General features: G+C 63.7%; 21 protein-coding genes and 1 pseudogene. 9 read left to right on the forward strand and 13 right to left on the reverse strand.

What is annotated here, in order from left to right; genetic code table 11:
• Window positions 1-229: 229 nt before the first annotated feature.
• Window positions 230-844: a recombinase family protein gene (locus G6027_RS16010; RefSeq protein ID WP_346995777.1), complete on the reverse strand. Its 615-nt coding sequence runs from the start codon at window positions 842-844 to the stop codon at window positions 230-232.
• Window positions 845-1,035: 191 nt separating this feature from the next.
• Between G6027_RS16010 and G6027_RS16015 the strand changes: the two genes are divergently transcribed.
• From G6027_RS16015 to G6027_RS16045, 7 genes are all read left to right on the forward strand, one after another.
• The gene (locus G6027_RS16015; RefSeq protein ID WP_107749335.1) at window positions 1,036-1,395 is read left to right on the forward strand and encodes a metalloregulator ArsR/SmtB family transcription factor; all 360 of its coding nucleotides are present in this window, start codon (window positions 1,036-1,038) and stop codon (window positions 1,393-1,395) included.
• Window positions 1,392-1,988, forward strand: a complete 597-nt coding sequence (locus tag G6027_RS16020) for a cadmium resistance transporter (protein ID WP_061917937.1) — start codon at window positions 1,392-1,394, stop codon at window positions 1,986-1,988. The genes G6027_RS16015 and G6027_RS16020 overlap by 4 nt, the downstream gene beginning before the upstream one ends.
• Before the next feature lie 294 nt (window positions 1,989-2,282).
• Window positions 2,283-2,816, forward strand: coding sequence for an NYN domain-containing protein (locus tag G6027_RS16025; protein WP_182638031.1), 534 nt, complete (start codon window positions 2,283-2,285; stop codon window positions 2,814-2,816).
• Window positions 2,813-4,762, forward strand: coding sequence for an N-6 DNA methylase (locus G6027_RS16030; RefSeq protein WP_182638032.1), 1,950 nt, complete (start codon window positions 2,813-2,815; stop codon window positions 4,760-4,762). The genes G6027_RS16025 and G6027_RS16030 overlap by 4 nt, the downstream gene beginning before the upstream one ends.
• A 244-nt stretch (window positions 4,763-5,006) precedes the next feature.
• Window positions 5,007-6,752: a class I SAM-dependent DNA methyltransferase gene (locus G6027_RS16035; protein WP_182638033.1), complete on the forward strand. Its 1,746-nt coding sequence runs from the start codon at window positions 5,007-5,009 to the stop codon at window positions 6,750-6,752.
• Entirely contained in the window at window positions 6,749-7,948 is a 1,200-nt protein-coding gene (locus tag G6027_RS16040) for a restriction endonuclease subunit S (RefSeq protein WP_182638034.1), read from the forward strand. The genes G6027_RS16035 and G6027_RS16040 overlap by 4 nt, the downstream gene beginning before the upstream one ends.
• Window positions 7,948-11,070 carry a type I restriction endonuclease gene (locus G6027_RS16045; RefSeq protein WP_182638035.1) on the forward strand — a complete coding sequence of 1,041 codons (3,123 nt, stop codon included), beginning with the start codon at window positions 7,948-7,950 and terminating at the stop codon, window positions 11,068-11,070. Before G6027_RS16040 ends, G6027_RS16045 begins: the two co-directional genes overlap by 1 nt.
• A gap of 187 nt (window positions 11,071-11,257) precedes the next feature.
• Here G6027_RS16045 and G6027_RS16050 read toward each other — a convergent pair whose 3' ends face one another.
• Together G6027_RS16050 and G6027_RS16055 are read right to left on the reverse strand one after the other, a co-directional pair.
• On the reverse strand, window positions 11,258-11,716 hold the full coding sequence (locus G6027_RS16050; protein WP_119192522.1) for a hypothetical protein: 459 nt from the start codon (window positions 11,714-11,716) through the stop codon (window positions 11,258-11,260).
• Window positions 11,709-12,842 (reverse strand): hypothetical protein, encoded by a 1,134-nt coding sequence (locus tag G6027_RS16055; RefSeq protein WP_182638036.1) that lies wholly within the window; start codon window positions 12,840-12,842, stop codon window positions 11,709-11,711. The genes G6027_RS16050 and G6027_RS16055 overlap by 8 nt, the downstream gene beginning before the upstream one ends.
• Before the next feature lie 407 nt (window positions 12,843-13,249).
• On the opposite strand from G6027_RS16055, the gene G6027_RS16060 reads away from it, so the two are divergent.
• Window positions 13,250-13,819 (forward strand): hypothetical protein, encoded by a 570-nt coding sequence (locus tag G6027_RS16060; protein WP_182638037.1) that lies wholly within the window; start codon window positions 13,250-13,252, stop codon window positions 13,817-13,819.
• A 100-nt stretch (window positions 13,820-13,919) separates the two neighbouring features.
• Here G6027_RS16060 and G6027_RS16065 read toward each other — a convergent pair whose 3' ends face one another.
• The 4 genes from G6027_RS16065 to G6027_RS16080 all read right to left on the reverse strand — a co-directional run bounded on the left by G6027_RS16065 (window position 13,920) and on the right by G6027_RS16080 (window position 16,846).
• A complete protein-coding gene (locus tag G6027_RS16065; RefSeq protein ID WP_182638038.1) occupies window positions 13,920-14,441 on the reverse strand; it encodes a hypothetical protein in 522 nt (173 codons plus the stop codon).
• Between the two features lie 355 nt (window positions 14,442-14,796).
• Complete coding sequence (locus G6027_RS16070; RefSeq protein WP_182638039.1) at window positions 14,797-15,396, reverse strand: recombinase family protein; 600 nt, start codon at window positions 15,394-15,396, stop codon at window positions 14,797-14,799.
• A 66-nt stretch (window positions 15,397-15,462) separates the two neighbouring features.
• Complete coding sequence (locus tag G6027_RS16075) at window positions 15,463-16,137, reverse strand: hypothetical protein (protein WP_182638040.1); 675 nt, start codon at window positions 16,135-16,137, stop codon at window positions 15,463-15,465.
• Between the two features lie 100 nt (window positions 16,138-16,237).
• Window positions 16,238-16,846 carry an NYN domain-containing protein gene (locus G6027_RS16080; RefSeq protein ID WP_182638041.1) on the reverse strand — a complete coding sequence of 203 codons (609 nt, stop codon included), beginning with the start codon at window positions 16,844-16,846 and terminating at the stop codon, window positions 16,238-16,240.
• Between the two features lie 1,888 nt (window positions 16,847-18,734).
• Here G6027_RS16080 and G6027_RS16095 point away from each other — a divergent pair.
• Window positions 18,735-19,484 carry an SOS response-associated peptidase gene (locus G6027_RS16095; RefSeq protein ID WP_241727198.1) on the forward strand — a complete coding sequence of 250 codons (750 nt, stop codon included), beginning with the start codon at window positions 18,735-18,737 and terminating at the stop codon, window positions 19,482-19,484.
• 59 nt (window positions 19,485-19,543) lie between these two features.
• On the opposite strand, the gene G6027_RS16100 is transcribed toward G6027_RS16095, so the two are convergent.
• From G6027_RS16100 to nrdH, 6 genes and pseudogenes are all read right to left on the reverse strand, one after another.
• The gene (locus G6027_RS16100) at window positions 19,544-19,834 is read right to left on the reverse strand and encodes a hypothetical protein (RefSeq protein ID WP_182638044.1); all 291 of its coding nucleotides are present in this window, start codon (window positions 19,832-19,834) and stop codon (window positions 19,544-19,546) included.
• A gap of 36 nt (window positions 19,835-19,870) precedes the next feature.
• Entirely contained in the window at window positions 19,871-20,272 is a 402-nt protein-coding gene (locus G6027_RS16105; protein ID WP_182638045.1) for a helix-turn-helix domain-containing protein, read from the reverse strand.
• The gene (locus tag G6027_RS16110) at window positions 20,269-20,457 is read right to left on the reverse strand and encodes a hypothetical protein (protein ID WP_182638046.1); all 189 of its coding nucleotides are present in this window, start codon (window positions 20,455-20,457) and stop codon (window positions 20,269-20,271) included. Before G6027_RS16110 ends, G6027_RS16105 begins: the two co-directional genes overlap by 4 nt.
• Window positions 20,454-21,026, reverse strand: coding sequence for a DnaB-like helicase N-terminal domain-containing protein (locus G6027_RS16115; protein WP_182638047.1), 573 nt, complete (start codon window positions 21,024-21,026; stop codon window positions 20,454-20,456). Before G6027_RS16115 ends, G6027_RS16110 begins: the two co-directional genes overlap by 4 nt.
• 26 nt (window positions 21,027-21,052) lie before the next feature.
• Complete coding sequence (locus tag G6027_RS16120; RefSeq protein ID WP_182638048.1) at window positions 21,053-21,538, reverse strand: hypothetical protein; 486 nt, start codon at window positions 21,536-21,538, stop codon at window positions 21,053-21,055.
• Between the two features lie 419 nt (window positions 21,539-21,957).
• Window positions 21,958-22,194: pseudogene (nrdH, locus tag G6027_RS19090) on the reverse strand (glutaredoxin-like protein NrdH); the annotation flags it as partial.
• Window positions 22,195-22,215: the final 21 nt, after the last annotated feature.

Raw genomic sequence — 22,215 nt, forward strand, 5'->3', positions numbered from 1 at the left:
AGAACGGTTCAGCAACGTCCCGATCCGATCAGCCATGAGGAGACCCTTTCGTCCAGAATCTGTATCAATAGATCCTAGACCCCACGGGAAGATGTTTCATAAGTGTCGAACTAGACCCTGTGACACAGCGGCGACGGTTGGCGGCATGCCGTCCCGCACGGGTGTACTGGCAGATCGCGCTGCCCAGTGGCGGCGTTCTAGCGGTGATGCCTGGCGATGGCCGCTGCCATTAGTGGTCGAGTGCCTCAAGGGCTCGGGCGGCTTGCTGGTGGCGGTAGAGGGTGGCGCGGGACCATCCGACCAAGCTGGCCGCTTCGGCGGCGGTGCGCCCCTTTCTTCGAGCACTTTGGGCAATGTCGAGTTTTTCAGCGATCACTGCGGGGTCGACCGGGGGCCGGCCGAACCTGGTGCCGCTCTGCCTCGCCGCAGCGATCCCGGCATTGACTCGCTCGGTGATGAGCTCGCGTTCGTACTCGGCCAGGGTGGCGAGCATGCCCAGCATCAACCGGCCGGAGGTGGTCTCCGGGTCGATGCCGTCCGAGAGCGACCGGATCTTCACGCCCTTGTCGCGAAGCAGGTTCACGGTATTGAGGACATCGATCAGGGAGCGACCGAGGCGGTCAATGCGCCACACCACGACGGTATCGCCGGGCTCGACGTAGTCCATCAGCCGCTTCATCCCCGGGCGCTCGATCGCGGCCCGGCTCCCCGAGGTGACGTCAGAGAAGACGTCGCGCTTCTGAACCCCGGAATCTACGAGTGCATCCAACTGCAACTGCGCATCCTGACTCGCGGTACTGACGCGGGTGTACCCCAGATGCCTCATGGCCCGATTCTGCCCCATAAACCCCTACCGAGGCCGATCCTGAGACGAATGTCGCCAAGATGATTTAATGAGACACCGGCGGGTGGCCGTAGAGCCAGGAAACCTGCTCAAAAGTGGTCGCTTTCCTGGACGGTGTCTAGTGTCTTGAAAACCTTTAGGTTTTTAATGCGTTGTCCCAACAGTTCAGCAGACGCTGTATAGTTCAGCAAGTGCTGACTATTGTTTCGCGTGTGGATGTGATGAACCGGTTAGGGCGGGCGATGGCCGACCCGACGCGGTCCCGGATACTGCTGACCTTGCTGCAGCAGCCGGCCTACCCGGCGAAGCTGGCCCGGGACTTGGAGCTGACACGGTCGAACGTGTCGAACCATCTGGCATGCCTGCGCGACTGCGGAATCGTTGTCGCCGTGCCCGAAGGCCGCCAGACCCGGTACGAGATCGCAGACCCGCACTTGGCGCGGTCGCTGTCCTCCTTGGTCGAGGTCACCCTCGCGGTCAACGAAAACGCCCCATGCTTGGAGCCCGACTGCTCAGTGCCGGGTTGTCACGCCACGGAGGTGCAGGCGTGATCCTGTCCTCGGCCCTGCAGGCGATCGGCCTGTTCATTGCCACCAATATCGACGACATCATCGTCCTGTCGCTGTTCTTCGCCCGCGGCGCCGGCCAACGCGGCACCACCGCACGCATCCTGGTCGGCCAGTACCTCGGCTTCATCGGCATCCTCGGCGCCGCAGTGCTCGTCTCCCTGGGCGCGGGAGCCTTCCTGCCCCCGCAGGCCATCCCTTACTTCGGGCTGATCCCACTCGGCTTGGGACTGTGGGCCGCGTGGCAGGCCTGGCGCGGGGACGATGATGACGACGACGCAAAGATCGAGGGCAAGAACGTCGCCGTGTGGACCGTGGCCGGCGTCACCTTCGCCAACGGCGGCGACAACATCGGCGTCTACGTCCCCGTCTTTCTCAACGTGGGCCCGGGAGCCGTGGTCGCCTACTGCATCGTGTTCCTAGTGCTGGTGGCAGGACTGGTGGGCCTGGCCAAGTTCGTCGCCACCCGCCGACCGATCGCCGAAGTCCTAGAGCGCTGGGAACACATCCTGTTCCCGACAGTCCTGATCGGCCTGGGCGCGTTCATCCTGATCAGCGGCGGAGCATTCGGACTCTGACAGAACCGACGCAAACCCCACCGCACACCCGAGAGCCGCCCGACTCGCCTTAATCCCTCCGGGCAGAACGCCCGATTTAGTACGCCGCCGCCAAGAAGTAGCCACAGAAGACCGCCACAGAGCGATCAAGTCCACAGCGCCGACGACAGATCCCGAATCGTCCCGTATAGGTGTACCCCAACAACACGCCTGGCCCCCAGGAGGTCGGCGCAAGTTCACGACGGCTCGGTTCACCACGGACTGTTTTGCGGTTTTCACTTGCAGACTCTCGAACTGCCGTCTACAGTCATAGCCATGAACAGAACAAGTGCACAGAACGTCCAGACTGCCGAAGCCACCACCACCAAGCAGCACAAGATGCGCCCACCGTCACTGCGAGGGCGGCGTCTGACCCTGATCGACATCGAGAACATTTCCGGAGGAGCGATCCGGACCCTTGCCGAAGCGAGATGGGTGCAGAGGATGCTCGACTCCACACTCGGACTGAGACATCAGGAGCAGGTGATCATCGGAGTGAGTAAGGCGGGCGCGATCCACGCCGGGCCCATATGGACCTCCGCCCGGATGGTCGTCGGAACCGGAGTCGACGGCGCGGACCACGCCCTGCTGGACGTCCTGAACAACGAGAACATCGCAGACCGGTTCGACGAGGTCGTCCTCGTCTCCGGAGACGGGATCTTCACAGAAACAGTCGCCACCCTCGGCGGCCACGGCGTCAAGGTCACCGTCGTGGCACACGGAAGCTCACTGGCCACGAGACTTCAGATGGCCGCCTCCCAGACCGTGACCTTCACCCCCCGCCAGATCAATTTCGAAGGTGCAGCATGAGCAGCCCGTCCCCCTCCCCTACGTCCCTCGTCGCCGCGAGCGACATCGCCGACCTCGCCGGGGTCTCCCGCGCAGCGGTCAGTAACTGGCGCCGCCGGCACGCCGACTTTCCCAAGCAGGTCGGCGGAACCCAGTCCAAGCCCCTGTACGACCTGTCCGAGGTGAAGGCGTGGCTCTCCCAGCAGGGTTACACCGTCGACCGGGTCTCGACCGAGGCGAGCGTCTGGGCCGCGATGAACACCCTCCGTGGCCCCTATTCGCCCGAGCAGTCCGCCATGATCGTCCTCTCCCTCGCCGCCGAGCGGGTCATGGGAGATGACGTCCCGGCGAGTCTCGAACTGTCACGCCTGACGTCTCCGCGAGACGGCGACCAGCACCGGATCGAGCAGGTCCGGGAGGTCGTCGTCTCGGTCGACGAGTCCGAGCTGGCTTCGGTCGTGGACTTCGTCCTCGAGCGGACCGCCCACGCGGAAGGCCGAAAGGGCGCCTGGTCGGAAATCATCGGCTCACGCACCAGCCGTCTTCTGGCTTCCGTGGCCGCGAACCATCCCGGTGGCGTGGTGTACGACCCCGCCTGCGGAATCGCCTCCGCCCTCATCGAACTCGCCGACACAAGCAAGTTCGACACCTACATCGGCCACGACATCGACGACCGTGTTCTCGCGATCGCCAAGCTCCGTGCCGCACTACACCGAACGCCGCTCCATCTGGTGCAGGGCGACGTTCTTCGCACTGACCCGGACCCAAAGCTTCGTGCCAATGTGGTCATCGCCGAGCCTCCGTTCGGTGTTCGAATGAACATTGACGCCCGTCTGATTGACCCCCGGTTCGCCTTCGGTGTCCCGCCTGTGAGTAGCGGCGAAACAGCCTGGATTCAACATGCCATCGCGCACCTGACCGACACCGGTCGCGCGTTCATCATCACGCCCCACGGTCCACTCTTCCGCGGCGGTGCCGAGAGGCAGATCCGTGCGGGGCTTCTGCAGCAGGGCTGCATCGAGACCATCGTCGGACTGCCCGGTGGGATGGCTGCCCACACCTCCATCCCACTCGCACTGTGGGTTCTCCGCGGGCCGCGCAACAAATACTCTGACGTCCTGTTCATCGACGCCTCCGACGTCGACGACGCGGAAAAGAACGTGTCCCGGTGGCTGTCGAACGAGTCCGCATTGGCAGAGGTTCCCCATGTCCGGGTGCCGGTGGGCGACTTGGTCGACGACGAGGCCCAGCTGACTCCGCAACGCTGGCTCGCCACCGACGAGCGCTCCGCCGACGACGTACAAACCGCATTCGATGCCGCGACCACCGCGATGCGCGACGCCGCCCAGACGCTGACAGAGTCCTCCGGGCGGATCACGTTCACCCAAAAGGCCTCCTCGCGGACCCTCACCGTCAAGGAACTCATCCGTGAGGGCGTCATCGAACGCGTCCGACACCGCGCACCCCGCAACCCCGAAGGTGCCCTCAAGAACGCCATGGTCGGTGCACGGGCGATCGCCACCCGGACCCTGCCCGACCCTCCCTCGGCAGCCCTACTCGAAGACGGCATAGAGCTGACCGAACCGTCAGACATCCTGGTCCTCGCACAGGCCGGCATCCGCGCCCTGGTCGACGACGACGGCGGACACCTCCTAGCGCCGGTCATCGAGCAGGTCCGAGTACTCAAGCCCGACGTCGTGGACCCCCACTACCTGGCAGCAATGCTCAGCGGATCCTGGAACACCCGGTTCCTCGTCGGAACCACAATCCAACGAGCCAAGCTCACCGACCTCGAGGTCCCTCTCGTCCCGATGGACGACCAGAAAAGCCTCGTCGCCGCGCTCGCAGAAGTCGCAAGACTCCGGAGCGCTGCGCAGTCCATCACTGAGGCGAGCGAGACTCTCTCGACCAGCCTGATGGACGCCGTTCGTTTCAATATCGCACTCGATGCCTCGCTGAGGGAGTAGCCCGCCTTTCGCGGTGGGGCAGAAGCGGTTTGCCCCACCGGCTCAGCACAGTCCTTCTGGTCGACCCCTGAGCAACTAGGACGAGCCGAGAATTGGGAGGACTGCCTGTGTCAGACCCGTCCGATAAAGATGCACACACGTGAGACAAGATTCTCTGTGATGCAGTGGCCCAAACGCAGCGCTGCCGTTCCAGCAGCCAGTACGGCCCCCATTTCAAAAGCGAGTACGCCTCGCAAGGAGCGACATGAGCACCCTCGGTAGTTTCATCTGGTCAATCGCCGACCAGCTTCGTGGCCCCTACCGCCCGAACCAGTACGGAAACGTGATCCTCCCGCTCACAATCCTGCGGCGCCTCGACTGCATCCTCGAGCCTGACCGCGGAACTATGCGCGATCTCGCGGCGAAGTACGACAACCCCAACCGGCTCAAGATCGAGGTCAAGAAGGCCACCGGGCGACCGTTCTACAACACATCAAACTACTCGTTCGCCAACCTCCTCCAAGACGCCGACGGACTGGCCGAAAACTTGGCTGACTACGTCGACCGATTCTCCCCCGACGTCGACGTGTTCGAATACTTCGATTTCAAGAAGGAGATCCTAGCCCTCGAGAAGGCAGAGCTACTGCGCGAAGTCGTCACTTCGTTCAAGGCCGTCGACCTGCACCCTGACGTCGTCTCCAACGCCGACATGGGCGATGCGTTCGAGTACATCATCCGCAAGTTCAACGAGGCCGCGAATGAGACCTCCGGTGACCACTACACCCCGAGGGACGCGATCCGGCTGCTGGTCGACCTGCTCTTCGCCGAGAAGGACGCCGACCTGACCGAGGCCGGCATCATCCGCACCCTCTACGACCCCACCGCAGGCACCGGCGGCATGCTCGCCTTGGCCGAGGAACACCTCCTCGAGCAGAACCCCGACGCGAAGCTGAGCCTGTACGGGCAGGAGTACAACGGGCAGTCGTACGCGATCTGTAAGTCCGACCTGCTCGCCAAGGGTCACGACGCGACCAATATCGCATTCGGCAACACCCTCACCGAGGACGCGTTCAAGGACAGAAAGTTCGACTTTTGTATGTCGAACCCGCCGTACGGCGTCGACTGGAAGCAATACGCCAAAGCAGTCAAGAAGGAGCACGAGGAGGCAGGCCCCTACGGCCGGTTCGCCCCTGGCCTCCCGGCTACCTCGGACGGGCAGATGCTCTTCCTGCTCCACCTGGCCCACAAAATGCGGGCGCCGGAGGACGGCGGCGGCCGTGTCGGCATCGTCATGAACGGATCCCCGCTCTTCAATGGCGCCGCCGAGTCCGGCCCCTCCAACATCCGCAAGTGGCTGCTAGAGAACGACCTGGTCGAGGCCATCGTGGCGCTGCCGACCAACATGTTCTTCAACACCGGCATCGCCACCTACATCTGGATCCTCGACAACACCAAGCACCCCGACCGCAAGGGCCTGGTCCAGCTCATCGACGGCACCTCGTTCTGGACCAAGATGCGCAAGAACCTCGGCTCCAAAGGCCGCGAGATCAGCGACACCGACCGTGCCGAGGTCGTGAAGTTGTACTCCGACTTCACCGACGCCGACCCCGACTACTCCAAGGTGCTGCGCACCGACGAGTTCGGCTACTGGACCATCACCGTCGAGCGTCCACTGCTCGACGAGTCCGGAAAACCGGTCATCGACCGGAAGGGAAAGGCCAAGCCGGACGCGAAGAAGCGCGACACCGAGAGCGTCTCCTTCACCTACGGCGGCTCGACCGCTGGCGCCGCGGGCAAGACCGAGGTCATCCAGGAGTACTTCGACGCCGAGGTGAAACCCCACGTCCCCGACGCCTGGATCGACGCGGCCAAGACCAAGACGGGCTACGAGATCCCCTTCACCCGCCACTTCTACAAGTACGTCCCACCCCGCCCCCTCGCCGAGATCGACACCGACCTGGAAAAACAGGTTGCCAAGATCCTCGACCTGCTGCGGGAGGTCGAGAAATGAGTAGCACGGTCGAGTCTGAGTCGTGGACGCCGAGCCGACTCGGCTGGCTGTTCCAGTCGGTCTCCGATCGCGACCACGAGAGCGAGATAGTTCTCAGTGTCTACCGCGACCACGGGGTGATCCCAAAGGACAGCCGCAATGACAACTTCAACCGGACGCCCGAAAACCTGAGCAACTACCAGCTCGTGCAGCCCGGTGACCTCGTCGTGAATCGGATGAAGGCGTGGCAGGGTTCCCTTGGAATCTCCGAGTACCAGGGCATCGTGAGCCCCGACTACGAGGTGCTTAGGCCAACTACTCCTGAGTATGACCGCCGCTTCCTCCATACTCTGCTCCGGTCACGCGTTCTGATCGACCAGTACGCCCTTCGTTCCACAGGCATTCGCCCGTCCCAGTGGCGCCTATATTGGGACGAGATGAAGACGATCGAGCTCTCTCTGCCCGAAGTCCAGCAGCAGCGCACCATCGCCGACTACCTCGACCGTGAGACTGCCCGCATCGACACGCTCATCGAGGAGCAACAGCGTCTGATCGAGATGCTCCGAGAGCGACGAGCCGCGGCGATTATTGATGCCTTCGCAACGATGAGAGGCGATGAAAAGGTGCTCGGGGAAGGATATGAGCCGATTCCATGGCTGCCCGAGCTACGGATCAAACGAGCTCAGATGCGTCACCTTTGCACGATCGGCACTGGTTCGAGCGACTCAGCCGACGCCGTCGACGAGGGGTATCTGTTCTTCGTTCGTGGAGATCAGCCTCTGGCACTCGACCGCTACGAGTTTGATGCTGAAGCCATCATCACCGCTGGCGACGGCGCTATGGTCGGCCGGTCGTTTCACCACTACCGGGGCAAGTTCGCCGCCCATCAACGTGTGTATGTCTTGCGCGACTTCGCTGGGGTCTTCCCGCGTTATCTCTTCTGGTACTTCTCCACTTACTTCATTCGAGTAGTGGGCGATGGCGGAGCACAGGCGACGGTACCCTCTGTGCGAATGCCCATGATCGCGGGAATGCCTGTGCCGATTCCTCCGCTGGATGAGCAGCGCCGCGTGGCGGAGTACCTCGACGAGCAGACTGCCAAGATTGACACGCTGATCGCCGAGACTGAACGGTTCATCGAGCTCGCCCATGAGCGCCGGGCGGCGTTGATCACGGCTGCGGTGACTGGTCAGATCGACGTGCGGGAGATGGTGTGATGGCCGCTCACAAGGAGGTTGTCTTCGAGTCCGAGATCTGCGCCCACTTGGAAGATCACGGGTGGCTGTACTCGGCGAAGGACACCGGGTACGACCGGGAGCGGGCACTGTTCCCCGAGGACCTGTTCGCCTGGCTGCAGGAAACTCAGAAGGCGGCGTTCGAGAAGGCGTTGAAGGCGGCGGGGTCGCCGGCGAAGTTCCTCGACGTGTTGACCACGGCGCTCGACAAGCCCCTCGAGCATGGTGGCGGGACGCTGAACATCCTGCGTAATGGGGTGCCCTACATCGGCGGCGGCCGGTTGAAGATGGCGCAGTTCCGCCCCGAGACCAGCCTCAACGCGACCACCACCGAGCAGTACGCGGCGATGCGCGTGCGGGTGATGCGCCAAGTGCATTTCTCCACCGCTGATCAGCGCTGCATCGACCTGGTCTTCTTCATCAACGGGATTCCGGTTGCCACGGTGGAGCTCAAGACCGACTTCACCCAGTCTCTCGACGAGGCGATTAACCAGTACCGCAAGGACCGCAATCCCATTACCAACGGCCGGCCGGAGCCGCTCTTGTCGTTTGGACACCGGGCGCTGGTGCACTTCGCGGTCTCCAACGACCTCGCCGCGATGACCACCCGGCTCGAGGGCGAGAAAACCCATTTCCTGCCGTTTAACGCCGGTTACGAGGGCGGCGCCGGCAACCCTCCGGCCAAGGACGGGCGATCGGCGACCGCATACCTGTGGGAGCGGGTCTGGGAGAAAGACTCCTGGCTGACCATTATCGGGCGGCTGATGATCGTGGAGACCAAGGAGGAGTGGGATCTCGCCACTGGGACATCGGTACGCCGGACGAGCATGTTGTTCCCTCGGTTCCACCAGTGGGAGGCCGTGACGAACGTCGTCGCCGCCATCCGCGAAGAAGGGGTCGGCCACCGTTACCTGATCGAGCACTCGGCCGGGTCGGGAAAGACGAACACCATCGCCTGGACCGCGCACCGGCTCGCCCGAATGCACATCGACGACAAGAAGGTCTTCGACTCGGTGCTTGTGGTCGTGGACCGCACCGTGCTCGACGGGCAGCTCCAAGACGCGATCCGGCAAATCGACGGATCCGGGAAGATCGTCGCCACGATCAGTCCCGAGGACGTCCGCAAGGCGGGTGCGAAGTCAAAGTCAGATCTGCTGGCAACCACGCTGAAGGACGGGGCACTGATCATCGCGGTGACGGTCCAGACCTTCCCCTTCGCCCTCGACGCAATCCGGGCCGACTCATCGATGAAGGATCGACGGTTCGCGGTGATCGCCGACGAAGCGCACTCCTCGCAGTCCGGTCAGATCTCCTCCAAGCTCAAAGCCGTTCTGACCGCGGAAGAGGTCAAAGAGATAGAGGAAGGCGGCCAGGTCGACGTCGAGGCGATACTGGCCTCGGAGATGGCCGAGCGGGCCGGGTCGGAAAACATCTCCTACCTCGCCTTCACCGCAACACCGAAGAACAAGACCCTCGAACTGTTCGGCCGCAAGGGCATCGACGGGAAGCCGACCTCGTTCCACCTCTACTCGATGCGGCAGGCAATCGAGGAGGGCTACATCCTCGACGTTCTCACCGGGTACCAGACCTACGACACCGCGTTGAAGATCGCCGGCAACGCCACGAACGGCAGTGGCGATGAGGTGGAGGAGTCCGCGGCGCACAAGGGGTTGATGCGGTGGGTGAAGCTGCACCCGACGAACATCAGCCAAAAGGTGCGGATCATCGTCGAGCACTTCCACACCAACGTCGCTCACCTGCTCGAGGGCAAAGCGAAGGCCATGGTCGTGACCGACTCTCGTAAGGCCGCGGTGAAGTACAAGAAGGCGATCGACGCCTACCTCACCAAACGTGCGGCGCTGGATGCCTCGTACAACTACCGCACCCTGGTCGCCTTCTCCGGATCGGTGACGATGGACGAACACGAGCAGTGGGCATCGGAGTGGGGTCCGCAGCCGAGCAAGGACGACGAGTTCACCGAGGCCAACATGAACCCGGGGGCCGGCTCGGACCTGGCCGCCGCGTTCAAGGGCACCACGTACACGATCATGCTGGTCGCCAATAAGTTCCAGACCGGGTTCGACCAACCGCTGTTGTCGGCTATGTACGTCGACAAGAAGCTCTCCGGGGTCACCGCCGTGCAAACGCTCTCCAGACTGAACCGCACCCACCGCACCGCAAGCGGGGAGCGCAAGCGCAAGACGTTCGTCATCGACTTCGTCAACAAGCCCGAGGACATCCGAACCGCGTTCGAGCCGTACTTCACCGGTGCCGCCATCGAAACCGAGACCGACCCGTATGTTGTCGCCCACCTGGCGACCAAGCTCGCCCAGCCCGGGATCTACACCCCAGAGCAGGTGCGCGATGTCGCCGAGTTGTGGGTCTCCCGCAAGGGCAACAACGCGCTTTCGGCCGCGATCAGCCCGGCCAAGCACGAGTTCGCCCGCCGGTATGCCGCCGCGCTCGAGGCCGACGACACGGTCACGCTCAACTCGCTCGACCTGTTCCGCAAGGATGTGTCCACCTACGTCCGGCTGTATGACTTCATGAGCCAGATCGTCGACTACGGCGACCCATACATGGAGATGCTGTCGATCTTCCTGCGGCTTCTGGACAGGGTCATCGCGGACTCTGCCTGGGCCGCGGAGGTAGATCTCTCCGACGTGGTCCTGGTCGGGGTCAAACACACCAAGTCCGACGCCGTCGACATCTCACTCACCGGTGACGGCCAGCTCAAGGGAATCAGCGCTGCCGGCACCGGAACCAGGAAAGAGCCAAAATTCGTTGCCCTGCAAGTCGTCATCGACAAAATGAACGACCTCTTCGGCGCCGAAGCATTTACCCAGTCCCAGGTCCGCGAGTTCGTCCAAGGATTGGTACAACGCCTCCTGGCGTACCCCGACCTGGTCAAACAGACCACGGTCAACTCCAAGAAGCAGTTCATGGAATCGCAGGACTTCCAGTCAGCGGTCATCGAAGCCGTCGTGGACAACCAAGAAGCCCACAACACCATGGCCGACTACTTCTTCAGCGATGGCCCCGCCATCAACGCCGTCATCACCGCTCTCGCAGACGCCTTCTACGAATCAGCGATCGACCAGTGAGACTGCCGACCGCGGCGCAAGAAAGAGCTCCGTGCCCCGACAGCGCCCGAGGACCGAGAAGCCCGATACCGCCCACCACGCTGCCGCGACGCAAGCAGCGTTTATCGCCCCCGCGAAGACCATTCGGTCGAAGTTGCGCCGAGACCGCAAGACCAAGTGAGCCAGCCCCTGGCCCCAATGGCATCTATCACCAGGCCGCAGAGTCACTCTCATCCGATGACGGGTGCTGCCTTCCACGAGCCTCCGCGCGGTCACGCAATCTCCCGCCGATGCGCTTCGCCTGGTTGTTCGAGACACTCGTGAAATCGATCGACGTGTGCCCCTTGAGGCACGGCTTGGGGGTCGACGGAGAACTCTCGTCGTAGATGGAACGCAGTCCCTGCTTTTCCACATCTCCGACCGAGACTGCCCAAACTCCAACCGATTCGAACTCGAAAGTCTCGGTGAACTCCTTGAAGCTGTCCTCCGCTGACACCTTGTCCTCACGTGCTGTCGACAACTTCTGCTGATCCTTCGGCGTAGGTCGGAATGCCTGCGAGGTCAGCTCGCCGTCCACAATCCACGTGGGGTGGGCATTGCGCCAAAGCAGCTCTTTCTGCTCGCTGAGATGCTCCTCGCCGTCGGCAAGCTGACTGTCGTCACTCACTGATCGCTTCCTTCACAAAGTCGGCTACGCCGTCGGGATCGTCGTCCTGAAAGCTGCGGTCTTCACCGTCATCATCGTTTGCCCGTCCATACCAGCAGGCCTCGAGCGAACCGGAGTTGAGAATCTCTACCTCCACCGCACGGGAAGACGTACGCCATTCGAGCTGGATTCCGCCGTCAGCAGACGGGTAGATCACAGGCGCCGGCACCTCAACATCGAGCGCAGCGAACAGGATTCTTTGGCCCCTCTCGATCACCTCGCTCGATGGCGGCTCCGACCCCGGATGAAGCCAGTTCTCTCCGAGACCGGCAAGATCACGCAAACGTTCCGACCATGCCTGCGGCAACGCAGGTTCGACGTGCAGCACATCCGTGATCTTCACGATGACGCCGCCGCGGTTCTGCACTGCGATCACGCTCATAGCGACCGGCGGCGCAGTCTCGGCGTAACCGAGGTAGCTGTGCAGCGCATCGAACACCGACGAATCGGAGAATGTGGCCTCAATCTTGCGCGGAGAAAGGTCCTCGGTCACGGTCACGTTCACGTGAGGCGGGGTGGAAGACAGACCGGTCACCTGCCCGACGACCACCGTCTCGATCTCCAGCTCATCCAACCTTGCCAGTTGCTGAATGCGCGAACGAGTTTCGGCCGTTAGGACAGCGCGCTTTGGGTCGTCAGCACTGTCAGCCAGCTCGATACGCTCCCTCTCCCGCAAACTACGGCCGAATTGGGCTAATGGCTTGATAGCTGCTGGAGGAAAAGATGCAGGAATACGGTGACCTGTTGCGATGTCCCCTAGCGCGCTGTTAACCAGGCGTCGCGCATCGTCGTGCCAGTCCGCACTCTGGAAGAGTCCGCCATCGTCCATTTTCGGCCGCACAAGAACCGGAATCTGACTACCCCGATCGACTCGAGTCAACCGGAGATCAAATGCTTCATTAAACCCCCGAGGAACACGTTGCCGTTTCGGGTGCGCTCGGATATACAGCTCGCGTGCTACTGCGCTGACAAGCAGGGCGTACCGCTCCAGCTCAGCGGCCGAAACCACCGGTAAACCCTCTGCGACGTCGAATCGACCGCCAGCAAGCCGCAAGTACCCAAAGGGGGTCACGTCTTCGACGGTCATGCGAGCAGTCTAGTCATCCCGCTAGCGGACGGGCTTTGGACGCCGGAAACGCAACATTGTCCGCAGCGCCCTGCTGCTGATCTACAGATTCCCAGCCCTCGAAGCATGCGCGAGCGCCAAATTATCGCGCACAGCTAAATCGGCAGCGCCGATAATGTTGCATTCTGAAAAGTCTGCAGGTCAGGTTGGTGAGCCAGCGACCGGAGCGGGCTCACCGCGCTTGTGATGTTTCGATGCCTTGCAGCCTCATCACGCGAGAGGATCGAATCAGCGCCTGTCGACGTGCTCGCGCGTACCCAGCTCGATTAGGAGCAGTCGTGACTCACCCAGATGCGCAGTCTCGTGAACGTCCGGCACTTTCTGTTCGGCGCGCTATCGCAGCTCACGACGCGGTCATCCCGGCTCGTATGACCGGCGACGAGCCCCTCACCGTCGGCGGTGAACAACTCGCCGGCGGCCCAGTGATCGACTTCTGGCGGTGGTCGATGTCGAGCCTGCTCGACAACACTGTCCGCGGCCTGTTCGCCGAGTATCTAGTCGCCCGTGCTCTCGGAGTCACTCACGCCGGTGTACGCGTTGAATGGGACGCCGTCGACATCGTCGCTGAAAGCGGACTGCGGGTGGAGGTCAAGTCGGTGTCGTTCCTACAGAGCTGGGCACAGACTCATGCCTCCACCCCCACCGTCAACATCCCGGAGACCCTCGCTTGGGATGCTCAGACCGGCCGGTATGACCTCGAGTCTCGCCGTCAAGCCGACGTGTACGTCATTTGCATCCTGGACGTCACTGACGTGGCCGACCTGGACCCGCTGAACCTGGACCACTGGCGCTTCCTCGTCGTACCTACCCACGTTCTCAACACTCAAGTTCCAGGACAGAAGTCGATCGTCCTCCACCGCCTGGCCGCGCTGCCCGGCGTCACCGAGTGCACCTACACCGAACTTCGGAACACCGTGGAAACGGCAGGACCCTCTTGACCTGAATCTGGAGATGGAAGCTCCGTCTTTGGCCGAGGTGGCTGACCGACAACTATGGATCTGTCGTTCCCGAACGTCCAGAACCCCTGGCCGATACTGGTCAGGTGAGCTCGGGGTGAGCGTGCTGCATTAGCCGATGAATGTGGTCGGAATCTGCGGACCACTCCGCAAGCTCATCCGTCCAAGCTTTTCGAATGTTGAGGCCGTACTCGGGCGAACTCTTGCCCCCGACGTAGTCATAGTTGGTCAGCGGTGGACGAGGAGACCTCCACTCGGTGGCGGGGACGAAGTACACCTGCGGCTGATCATCGAGAGAGTTGCCGTAAACGACAAGGGCCAGAACCGTCCAGGGCTCCAACGCGAACGTCGACTTACGCATGAACACATAGCTACTGGTGGTGTGCCGGACAGCCTTCACCTGAACCGCGACGTGGCGGCCATCCCCAACGTCGACGAGGAGATCCACGCCCCTGTCATCGGCAAGCGGCCGGTACACCTGATAGCCGAGCAGGGCGATACGACTCGCTATCAGCAACTCAGCAGCAGCCCCAAGCGCCAGCTTCTGCGGAGTCGCTGGAACCTTCGGGACCTGCGCCTCAGCAAGCGGCTCCTCATTCACCATGCCAACTATTGTCGGTCGTCGACATCAGGCTCGAGGAGGATCGAGCAGACCTGGCGATTACGGGATCGCCACTTCGGCCGGAATCCACGCGGTCAAAGCTGCTCGGGAGTGGCCGGCACATATCGTCCGGCGTTTCCTAGTTTGGCGGGTTCGCCGATAAGTCGCGTTCCGACAATCCGCCTCCGGCTCGCTCATCTTCGGCATCTCAAGGTCGTCCCTCAGACGTGGCCGCGCCTTCACGGCCACGCCGATAGCCGCACTACGGCCAGCGCGGCGATCGGCAGGATCCAAGGCCCCGGCGTTCGCCTCGGCTCGTGCGGCCGTTTGAAGCCTGATGCTTGAGAGGTTCACTCCCCTAGTTTTCTAGGGCTGGGCGCCCTGTGTCGTTGTAGAGGTCGATGTAGCGGTAGACGGTGGCACGGCTGACTCGTGCGCGTTGAGCGATCTCGGTGACGGTGTAGAGACGGTTTCCGTGCTCATCCGCAGCGCCGTAGAGGTCCATGACGACCTTGAGGATCTTGGAGTTCTTGATGGGTGGCCGTCCTGGCCGGCGTCCGGTGGACGAGGCTTTCTTGATCCCGGAGCGGATGCGTTGGGAGCGTCCGGTGGTGTTGACGTCGTCGAGGGATTGGATGGTACGCAGGAAGATGCGTTCGGGGTCCTGGCCGGTGTGGATCTGCTTGTCGAGGATGTGCAGATGGGCCCCGCGGTCGTCGATGGCGGTGACGTGGTCGACGAGGGCGGTGGCGTGGCGGGCGAGTCGGTCGAGGCTGGTCACCACGAGGGTGTCGCCAGCGGCGAGGACTTCGAGGGTTCTGGTCAGCTGGGGTTGGGCGGCGCCGGTCTCACGGGCGTCGTCGACGAGGATCCGTTGGCAGTCGCCCTCAGTGAGTGCCTCGTGCTGCTCTTCGGGGTCGGGATCGGTGGGATAGATCCGCCCGTATCCGATCCTCATGGTGGTGAATGTAGCAACCCTTTCGCCCCGGCCCCTTCGTGTGCAGGGGCCGGGGCGCAGGGTTGCTCAGGCGGCGGAGGGGTAGGTGTCCTCGTTTAGGTCTCGGGCTTGCTCGATGGCGTGGGCGACTGCGTTGATGTCGTCCATGAGGTCCCAGTCTCGGACGTGGTCCCTGATGCATGCCGCGCCTGTGGTGATGAGATCCCAGCCGGTGCTGACGAAGCGGGCATCGAGTCGGTTCTCGTCGAGGAAGACCTCCGGTGCACGGCCCAGCCGGGCGTCGGTGATGAGCGAGACTGCCTGTGCGCGCTGGTGGTGGTTGCCATCGACCAGGCGCAGCTCGAGTTCCGGCTCGCTTCCCTGCTCGACGGCGGTCGCGAGTGTGTCCAGCTGGAGGTAGGTGGCTGCGGTGTCGTCCGCGTCGAACCCGAGCCCCACGACGAGGAGCTCCTCGATCGGCCGGACCGCACCGTTGATCAGGGCCCATGCCTCATCTCGTTCCCCGAGGTCGAGCATGAGCGCACCCAGGTGGACCAGACTGCTCGTGCGCTTGAGGTAGCTGGCCAGGGCCAGAAACTGGTCCCGCTCCTGCTCGGTTGACCACTCGCTGAGAGTCGACTCGGTGATGATGCCACCCAGGGCCACCTTGACGATGCCGGCGACCTCCGCCAGGGCACGGCGGTCGCTGGGCGCATCGGTGACGGCGTCGCAGAGGACTTCGGCGATGTTGTGGTTGGTCATGGCGTTTCTCATTTCCTGGTTGGGTGTGTCGATCAGTGATCAGGGCCGCCGGCACCGTGAGCTGGTGTCGGCGGCCCCTGTTGCCTGGGGTGGCGTGTGGTTACGCGGCGAGCTGGTGACCTCGAGGGGTCGCGACCTTGTGGAAGGTCTCGGACCCGAGCCAGTGGCACCAGCCGGGCTTTCCATTGCGCTGGCGGACCCAGAGGCCGGAGCTTTGCCCTTCCCATCGGGCGAGCTCGATGTGCGCTCCCGGCTTGACCACGGCCCGGTCCACAGCTGGTTGCAGGTCGCGATCGGCCGAGAACACCACCACCGTGTCCACCTTCGGGTTGGCAGCCTGTTCGACCACTTGCATCCCGAGCTCCATGTCGACGCCCTTCTCGCTTCCGTGCTGCCAGTGGTTCTCGAAGGCGATGACCTGGACGCGCTTGTCGCGCTGCCAGAACCGGATGTTCTGGTCCGCGACCATCCGCGCCCGCGGATTCTGCGCCCGGTGATGAACTCCGATCACCACCGTGACCGAAACGATCCGAGACGGGCGATTGCGCTGACCTGCGATCTCGTCGGCGAGCTTGCCGAAGTCGATGACGTACTGGTCGATCTGATCCCCGAAGTCCAGGACCTGGTCCGCACCCCGCAGGGCGTTCCATCCGTCGATGACGACAGCCACGTTCTGGGGCATGGAGATGACAGCGTTGTTCTGATTCATTTCGTGTCCTTTCGACGACCATGTTTTGGTCAATTATTTGATACAGACAGTGAAGACAACGGATTATTGATGCGGATTGTTCTTTACCTATTAATTCGTCTCTGTTTAGTTTTTCTCAGTGCTCCAAGCCGCGCGCTTTCGACCACCCTCACTCGCCCTCTTACAACTCCAACTCTACCGATCGAACTCCGTCTCGCAAGCGGACAGCGGCGCCACATCGGCCAGCCGGAGCGTAATTTTCTACACAGTTTACGGACGCTCTGACCTGCGCTGACAATACTCTTTGGCCGTTCCTGGACGCGCCGTTATATGTAATGATCTTGGTTCATAATCCAGTAATAACCCGGGAAATGATCGCGGGTAATTTCACTTCATATGAATTAATAAAATAGGTATCCGAGATGTCGTTAACTAGGATTTTTATTACAGGGCGTAAATCCTGTTCTTCTTCCTTTCGGGGCGTCGCAGGCCTTCCATCTGCAGCTTTCCCCTTCCGGGGCCTTGTGGCCCTGCTGCCGACCGCGAGCGCGATCGACTGATCCTCGGCGGAAGACGAGGCCCAGCCGATGCCCCCAGGCGCCTGCCCGAGGTTGCACGGAGTTCGACCGCGGCACCTCGACAGGGCCTGCGACGCCTCGATCGGACAGTTATCAAATCGTGACCAAGTTTTTGGCAGAGAGGTGCCGACGGCGGGCCCAGATCCCTCCCAGACCGCAAGAAAGGGCCCCAGCCACGCCACGACCGGGCTTCGTAGCCGAAGGAGCTCGCACTGCTGCCGGCTGCACAGAGACACACCGGGCCGAGCGGGCCATCTCACTGCCCGTGGCTGGCGTGGAGGATCTGGGCTGCGTGCAGACTTCAGCTACCGCACCTTTCGCGAGCGGCCGCTGGGGGTTGACCGCACGGCAACCGCCAGGCAGTGCGCGATGGGCTCCGGTTCCCCTACCTCGGGAGCACCTTCCGGCAGACGTGTGGTCGGTAGTCAGTAGCTTTTTCCGGCTCGGCTCTGATCCGAGACCTCGATGGGGCCGATCCCGGTTTCGAGTGGTCGCCGGAGTGCTCCGTGGCCCCGCACACGCGGGCACCGGCAACCCGGGATCGCTCGATCGACGATCAGCGGTGCATGAGGCGCCCCTGCCGACGTCGGGGCTGCGCCCGTCGTGAGCCAAGGAGAAGGTTCTCGGCCGATCAATGCCCGCCACGAGGGTGTGGCCAGCAACGGCATATTCCGCTCAGCGTTCACTGCCGCCCGACTCGCAGTTGTAATGACCGGTTACTACGAGTGGCAGGAGGCCCTCGAGGACGGCAAGAGGGTCAAGAACCCCAGCTATGACCACGCCCCGGGCGACGAACTCTTGCTCATCGCCGGCTTACTGGCCTCCATAAGGACGGGCGCCCGCCGTGAGAACGGGCGGGATGCCGGGGCCGCATTCCTCACAAACAGGGACAGCCCCCGCGCCGGGTGCGGCGCGAGGGCTGACAGAGGATCGAGGGCTGACAGAGGCTTAAGCCTCAGTAGTAGTAGCCCCCGCCGAGCCCCTCGACCGAGGCCAGGCTCCCCGTGAGCGAACCAATGAACGCGAACTGGCTCGTAAGAGAGAGGAGTGGTGCCAGCACGATGGACCCGATAACGGCCCCAACCTGCTCATAGCCGGTGCCGGGCAGACCCGGGAACAGCGGGACATTGAGGTCAATCGGGGGCATAAGAACTCCTAAATGTAGTGGAATCTTTATATTAGGCCATCGGTCCGACAGGAGGCTCCGCAGACCTGTACTAAGCCGTCTTATGCGGCATCGGAATCGTCATAGACCGCGGCGGCGAGCGCTCCACTCCGCTGGGTACTGAAGGCGTGACAGCCTCCCGGGAGGGTGCGATGCGCTTCGATTCTTGAAGCTCGGGAGTACCGTCCGGCACATGTGTGGTCGGTACTCGGTAGCCATTTCCGGCTCAGCTCTGGTTGAGGACCTCGGGCTGGACGGGACAGAGCCGGGGTTTGAGTGGTCGCCGACGTATTCGGTGGCGCCTCGCACGCGGGCGCCGGTGATACGGGATCGCCTGGTCGGCGAGCATCGGGTGCGTGAGGCGTTCCTGCCCACGTGGGGGTTGCGCCCGTCGTGGGCCAAAGAGAAGGGCCCGCGGCCGATCAATGCCCGACTTGAGACTGCGGCATCCAACGGGATGTTCCGCTCAGCGTTCGCCTCTGCCCGTGCCGGCGTCTTGATGACTGGCTACTACGAGTGGCAGGAAGCGGTCGAGGACGGCAAGAAGGTCAAGAATCCCAGCTACGTGTATGCCCCAGGTGACGAGCTCCTGCTCGCTGCGGGCCTGTTGGCGTTCCACCGGGACGGCGCCGACGAAGAGTGGCGGACGACGTTCACGATTATCACCCGCACTGGCGAGGATGCGGCTGGCGAGGTCCACGATCGGATGCCCGTGTTCTTGAGTCCCGCGGCGTGGGATACCTGGCTGGCCCCGGAGAAGGTCGCCAAGGACGAGGCCAGCACGCTGCTCGACCTACTCGACGTCGAGTCCCGGACGGTGGCTTCGACGCTTCAAACGCGTCCGGTATCGCGGGCGGTCAACAACGTTCGCACCCTGGATCGGCACGATTCCGGCCTCATCCAGTCGGCCACCTGACCCCTGCCTCGGCTGGCGGCCGGCGGCCGGGGCAGCGTTCAAACCTGGCGTGGCCCTGATTACTGCTTGCGGTGCCGCTCGGCCAGGGTGTGGCCGGCCCGGTGACGGGGTTTGCCGTCCGCTCCGTGGCGGTGGCGGCGGGGGTCGCGTGCGGCTCGGCGCAGGTCTCGGAGTAGTTCCGCGGTACGGTCGTCTCCGAGTTCAGCGATTGCGTCTCGGTAGGCGCCGTGCGCGTTGGGGTCCAGGGCTGGGAGTCCGACGACGGCGCGGTGCCAGCCCAGTATTTCGAGGAACAGCTGCTCCCCTACTTGGTCGGCTGCTCGGCGGATCCGGTCTAGCAGCTCGTCCATGCGGCGCACGGTATCGGGCGGCTCCGACAGTGCCAGTTAGCGCAGGTCGCGGCCTGCGATGAGTCCGGTGATGAAGTCAGCGACGCGACCGGCTTCGGCGTCGGTGAGGTCGTACTCCTGGCCGGCGACGAGGGTGCGGGCAGGGCCGAGTGGTTCGAGTCCGTAGAGGACTCGGGTGGTGGCGGCCAGGGCTGCGCGGTCGGCGATGGCAGTGACGGTGCAGTCCAGGGCGGCGGCGATCGCCTCGAGCTGGTCCCGCGGGATCGTCGGGGCGTAGGCGTCCCGGCCTCGCGCGGCGGGGACGCGGCCGCGTTCCCACAGGCTCACCTGTCCCCCGCTGACGCCGATCGCGACAGCGAGCTTGAGTTGGGACAGGCCTCGTTCGAGTCGGGTTGCGCGGATGGCGTGGCCGAGGGATCGGGCTTCGTCGGGTGTCACTGTCTCCCCTCCCCTGGCAGGTCGTGGCGGACGTTGGTGATGGCCGACCAGTTTCCGTGGTGGCAGGCGACGTCGAGCACGGTGACGGTCGGGGCGGCAGTGGTGTCGCGGTGGGCGTCGAGGCGGTTCTCGAGGTCGATCAGGGCGTGCAGCTCTGTGGGGCCCGTGCCGATGATGAACGTCATGCTTGCTCCCCTCCCCTGCTGGTGAGGGCGGCTCGGCGTTCGGTTTCGCGGCGCATGGCGCGGCCGTGGTTGAGCAGGATCTCGAACAGGTCGCCTGTGGGCGCTTCGCTGGCGGCGCGGGTGAGGTCGGCGGCGGTGCGGGCGAAGGTGCGGCGGTAGCTGGCGTCGAGGACGTCTGCGGCGAGGGTGCGCAGGCCGACGGTGGGGGTTCCGAGCAGGGCGACGGTCTGGAGGGCGTCGGCCAGGAGCCGCCCGTGGTGGCCGGCCATCCGTCCGGCACTGGTCAGGGCGGCCAGGACGCGGGGGGCGTGGTGGGGTTCGCCTGAGGCGATGAGGTCAGAGATGACCTGATAGAGATCGCCGTAGCGGGGTCCGAGGAAGTCGCGTGCCTCGAGGTGGGCGGTGATGTGCTGGGCTTCGGTGGTGTCGGTGGTGTGCAGGAGTGCGCACAGTAGGGCGGCTTCGGGGTCGAGTTCGGGGACGGTGGGTGCGGCGTCTGCGGCGGCGAGGTCGTCAACGTCGACCGGGTCGGCGGTGGCCTGCGGGTCCTCGGTGGTCACGGTGCCCATTGTCAGTCCTGTCGTCGTGTGGTGGGTCAGGCGAACAGGTCGAGCTGTTGCGGCTCGTCCTCGATGGTGGTCGCGGCGTCCCAGATTGGTGCGGCCAGCAGTCGCAGGAGCGTCTCCAGCTCCGCGACCGTCTGACGCTGAGCGTCGGTGCGGCGGTGGAGGACTCCGGGGGTCTGGTCTCCCGCCATTGCGCGGCACCACTTGCTGTCGGTCGCGCGGAACGTGTCGATGAACTCGGAGGTGGCGTACCGGCTGACGTGGCGCCGGACCTGGGTCCAGGTGACGTGTCGGTCCGGGTCACCGTCCCACGGGCGCCTGGTCCCGATCCAGATGGACAGCCCTCTCCTGCGGTACTCGTACGCGAGTCCTCCGCCGTATCCGGAGGACTGGCTGGCGACGATGCTGGGGATCTCGGTGTCGGGAGATGCGGCAAGTCGTCCGAGGCTGTGCAGGGACTTGGTCTTGCGGAGGTAGTGGAGGTAGTGGAGGTCGGTGTGGTCGAGAGCATGCATGTCGAGGTCCTTTCGGGGTGCCCGTCTGCCTCGCGGCGATGGGCGGTGGTTCGAGGGGGTCAGCCGTAGATGACGTCGCCGAAGATGCCCATTTGGAGTGCCATGTCGGCGTTGGTGGCGTCGATGTCGCCTCGGTCGCCGTTGGTGCGGTTGGCGTCGCGGAAGTCGTTGTCGATGCTGGTGGCGGCGAGGAGGTTGGCGCCCCGGGCGATGGTGTCGAGGGAGATGGAATGCTCGTCGCCGGTCTCGTAGTCGCGGACGGTGGCGGCGTAGCAGTCGGCATGCTGGAACGGTCCGAGGTACTCGCCCTCGGGTTCGGTCCCGGTCTGGTCCTCGAAGTGGGTGACCTCGGCCCAGTAGCCGATGCCTCCCTCGATGGCAGTGGTGAGTACGTCGACCAAGAACTGGGTGCGCTCGGGGCTGCGTGCGGCGGCGAGGGACTTGAGCCGGTCGGGGCGGAAGCCGCTCCAGTGGTCGTCGCCGTCGACCTCGACGATGGGGGCGGCGCTGTAGCCGAGGGTGTTCATCACGTAGTCGCGGGCGGCGTGATCGGTGGTGAGGTCGATCGTGCGGTAGCTGAGGCCGGCCTTGTCGAGGGCTCGGATGGTGCCGTCGCACTGGACGCAGTCCGGCTTGGTGTAGACGGTGATGCTCATGGTGTCCTCCTGGGGTTTCCG

The sequence above is a fragment of the Dietzia sp. SLG310A2-38A2 genome (assembly GCF_014145095.1).
Classification (GTDB): domain Bacteria; phylum Actinomycetota; class Actinomycetes; order Mycobacteriales; family Mycobacteriaceae; genus Dietzia.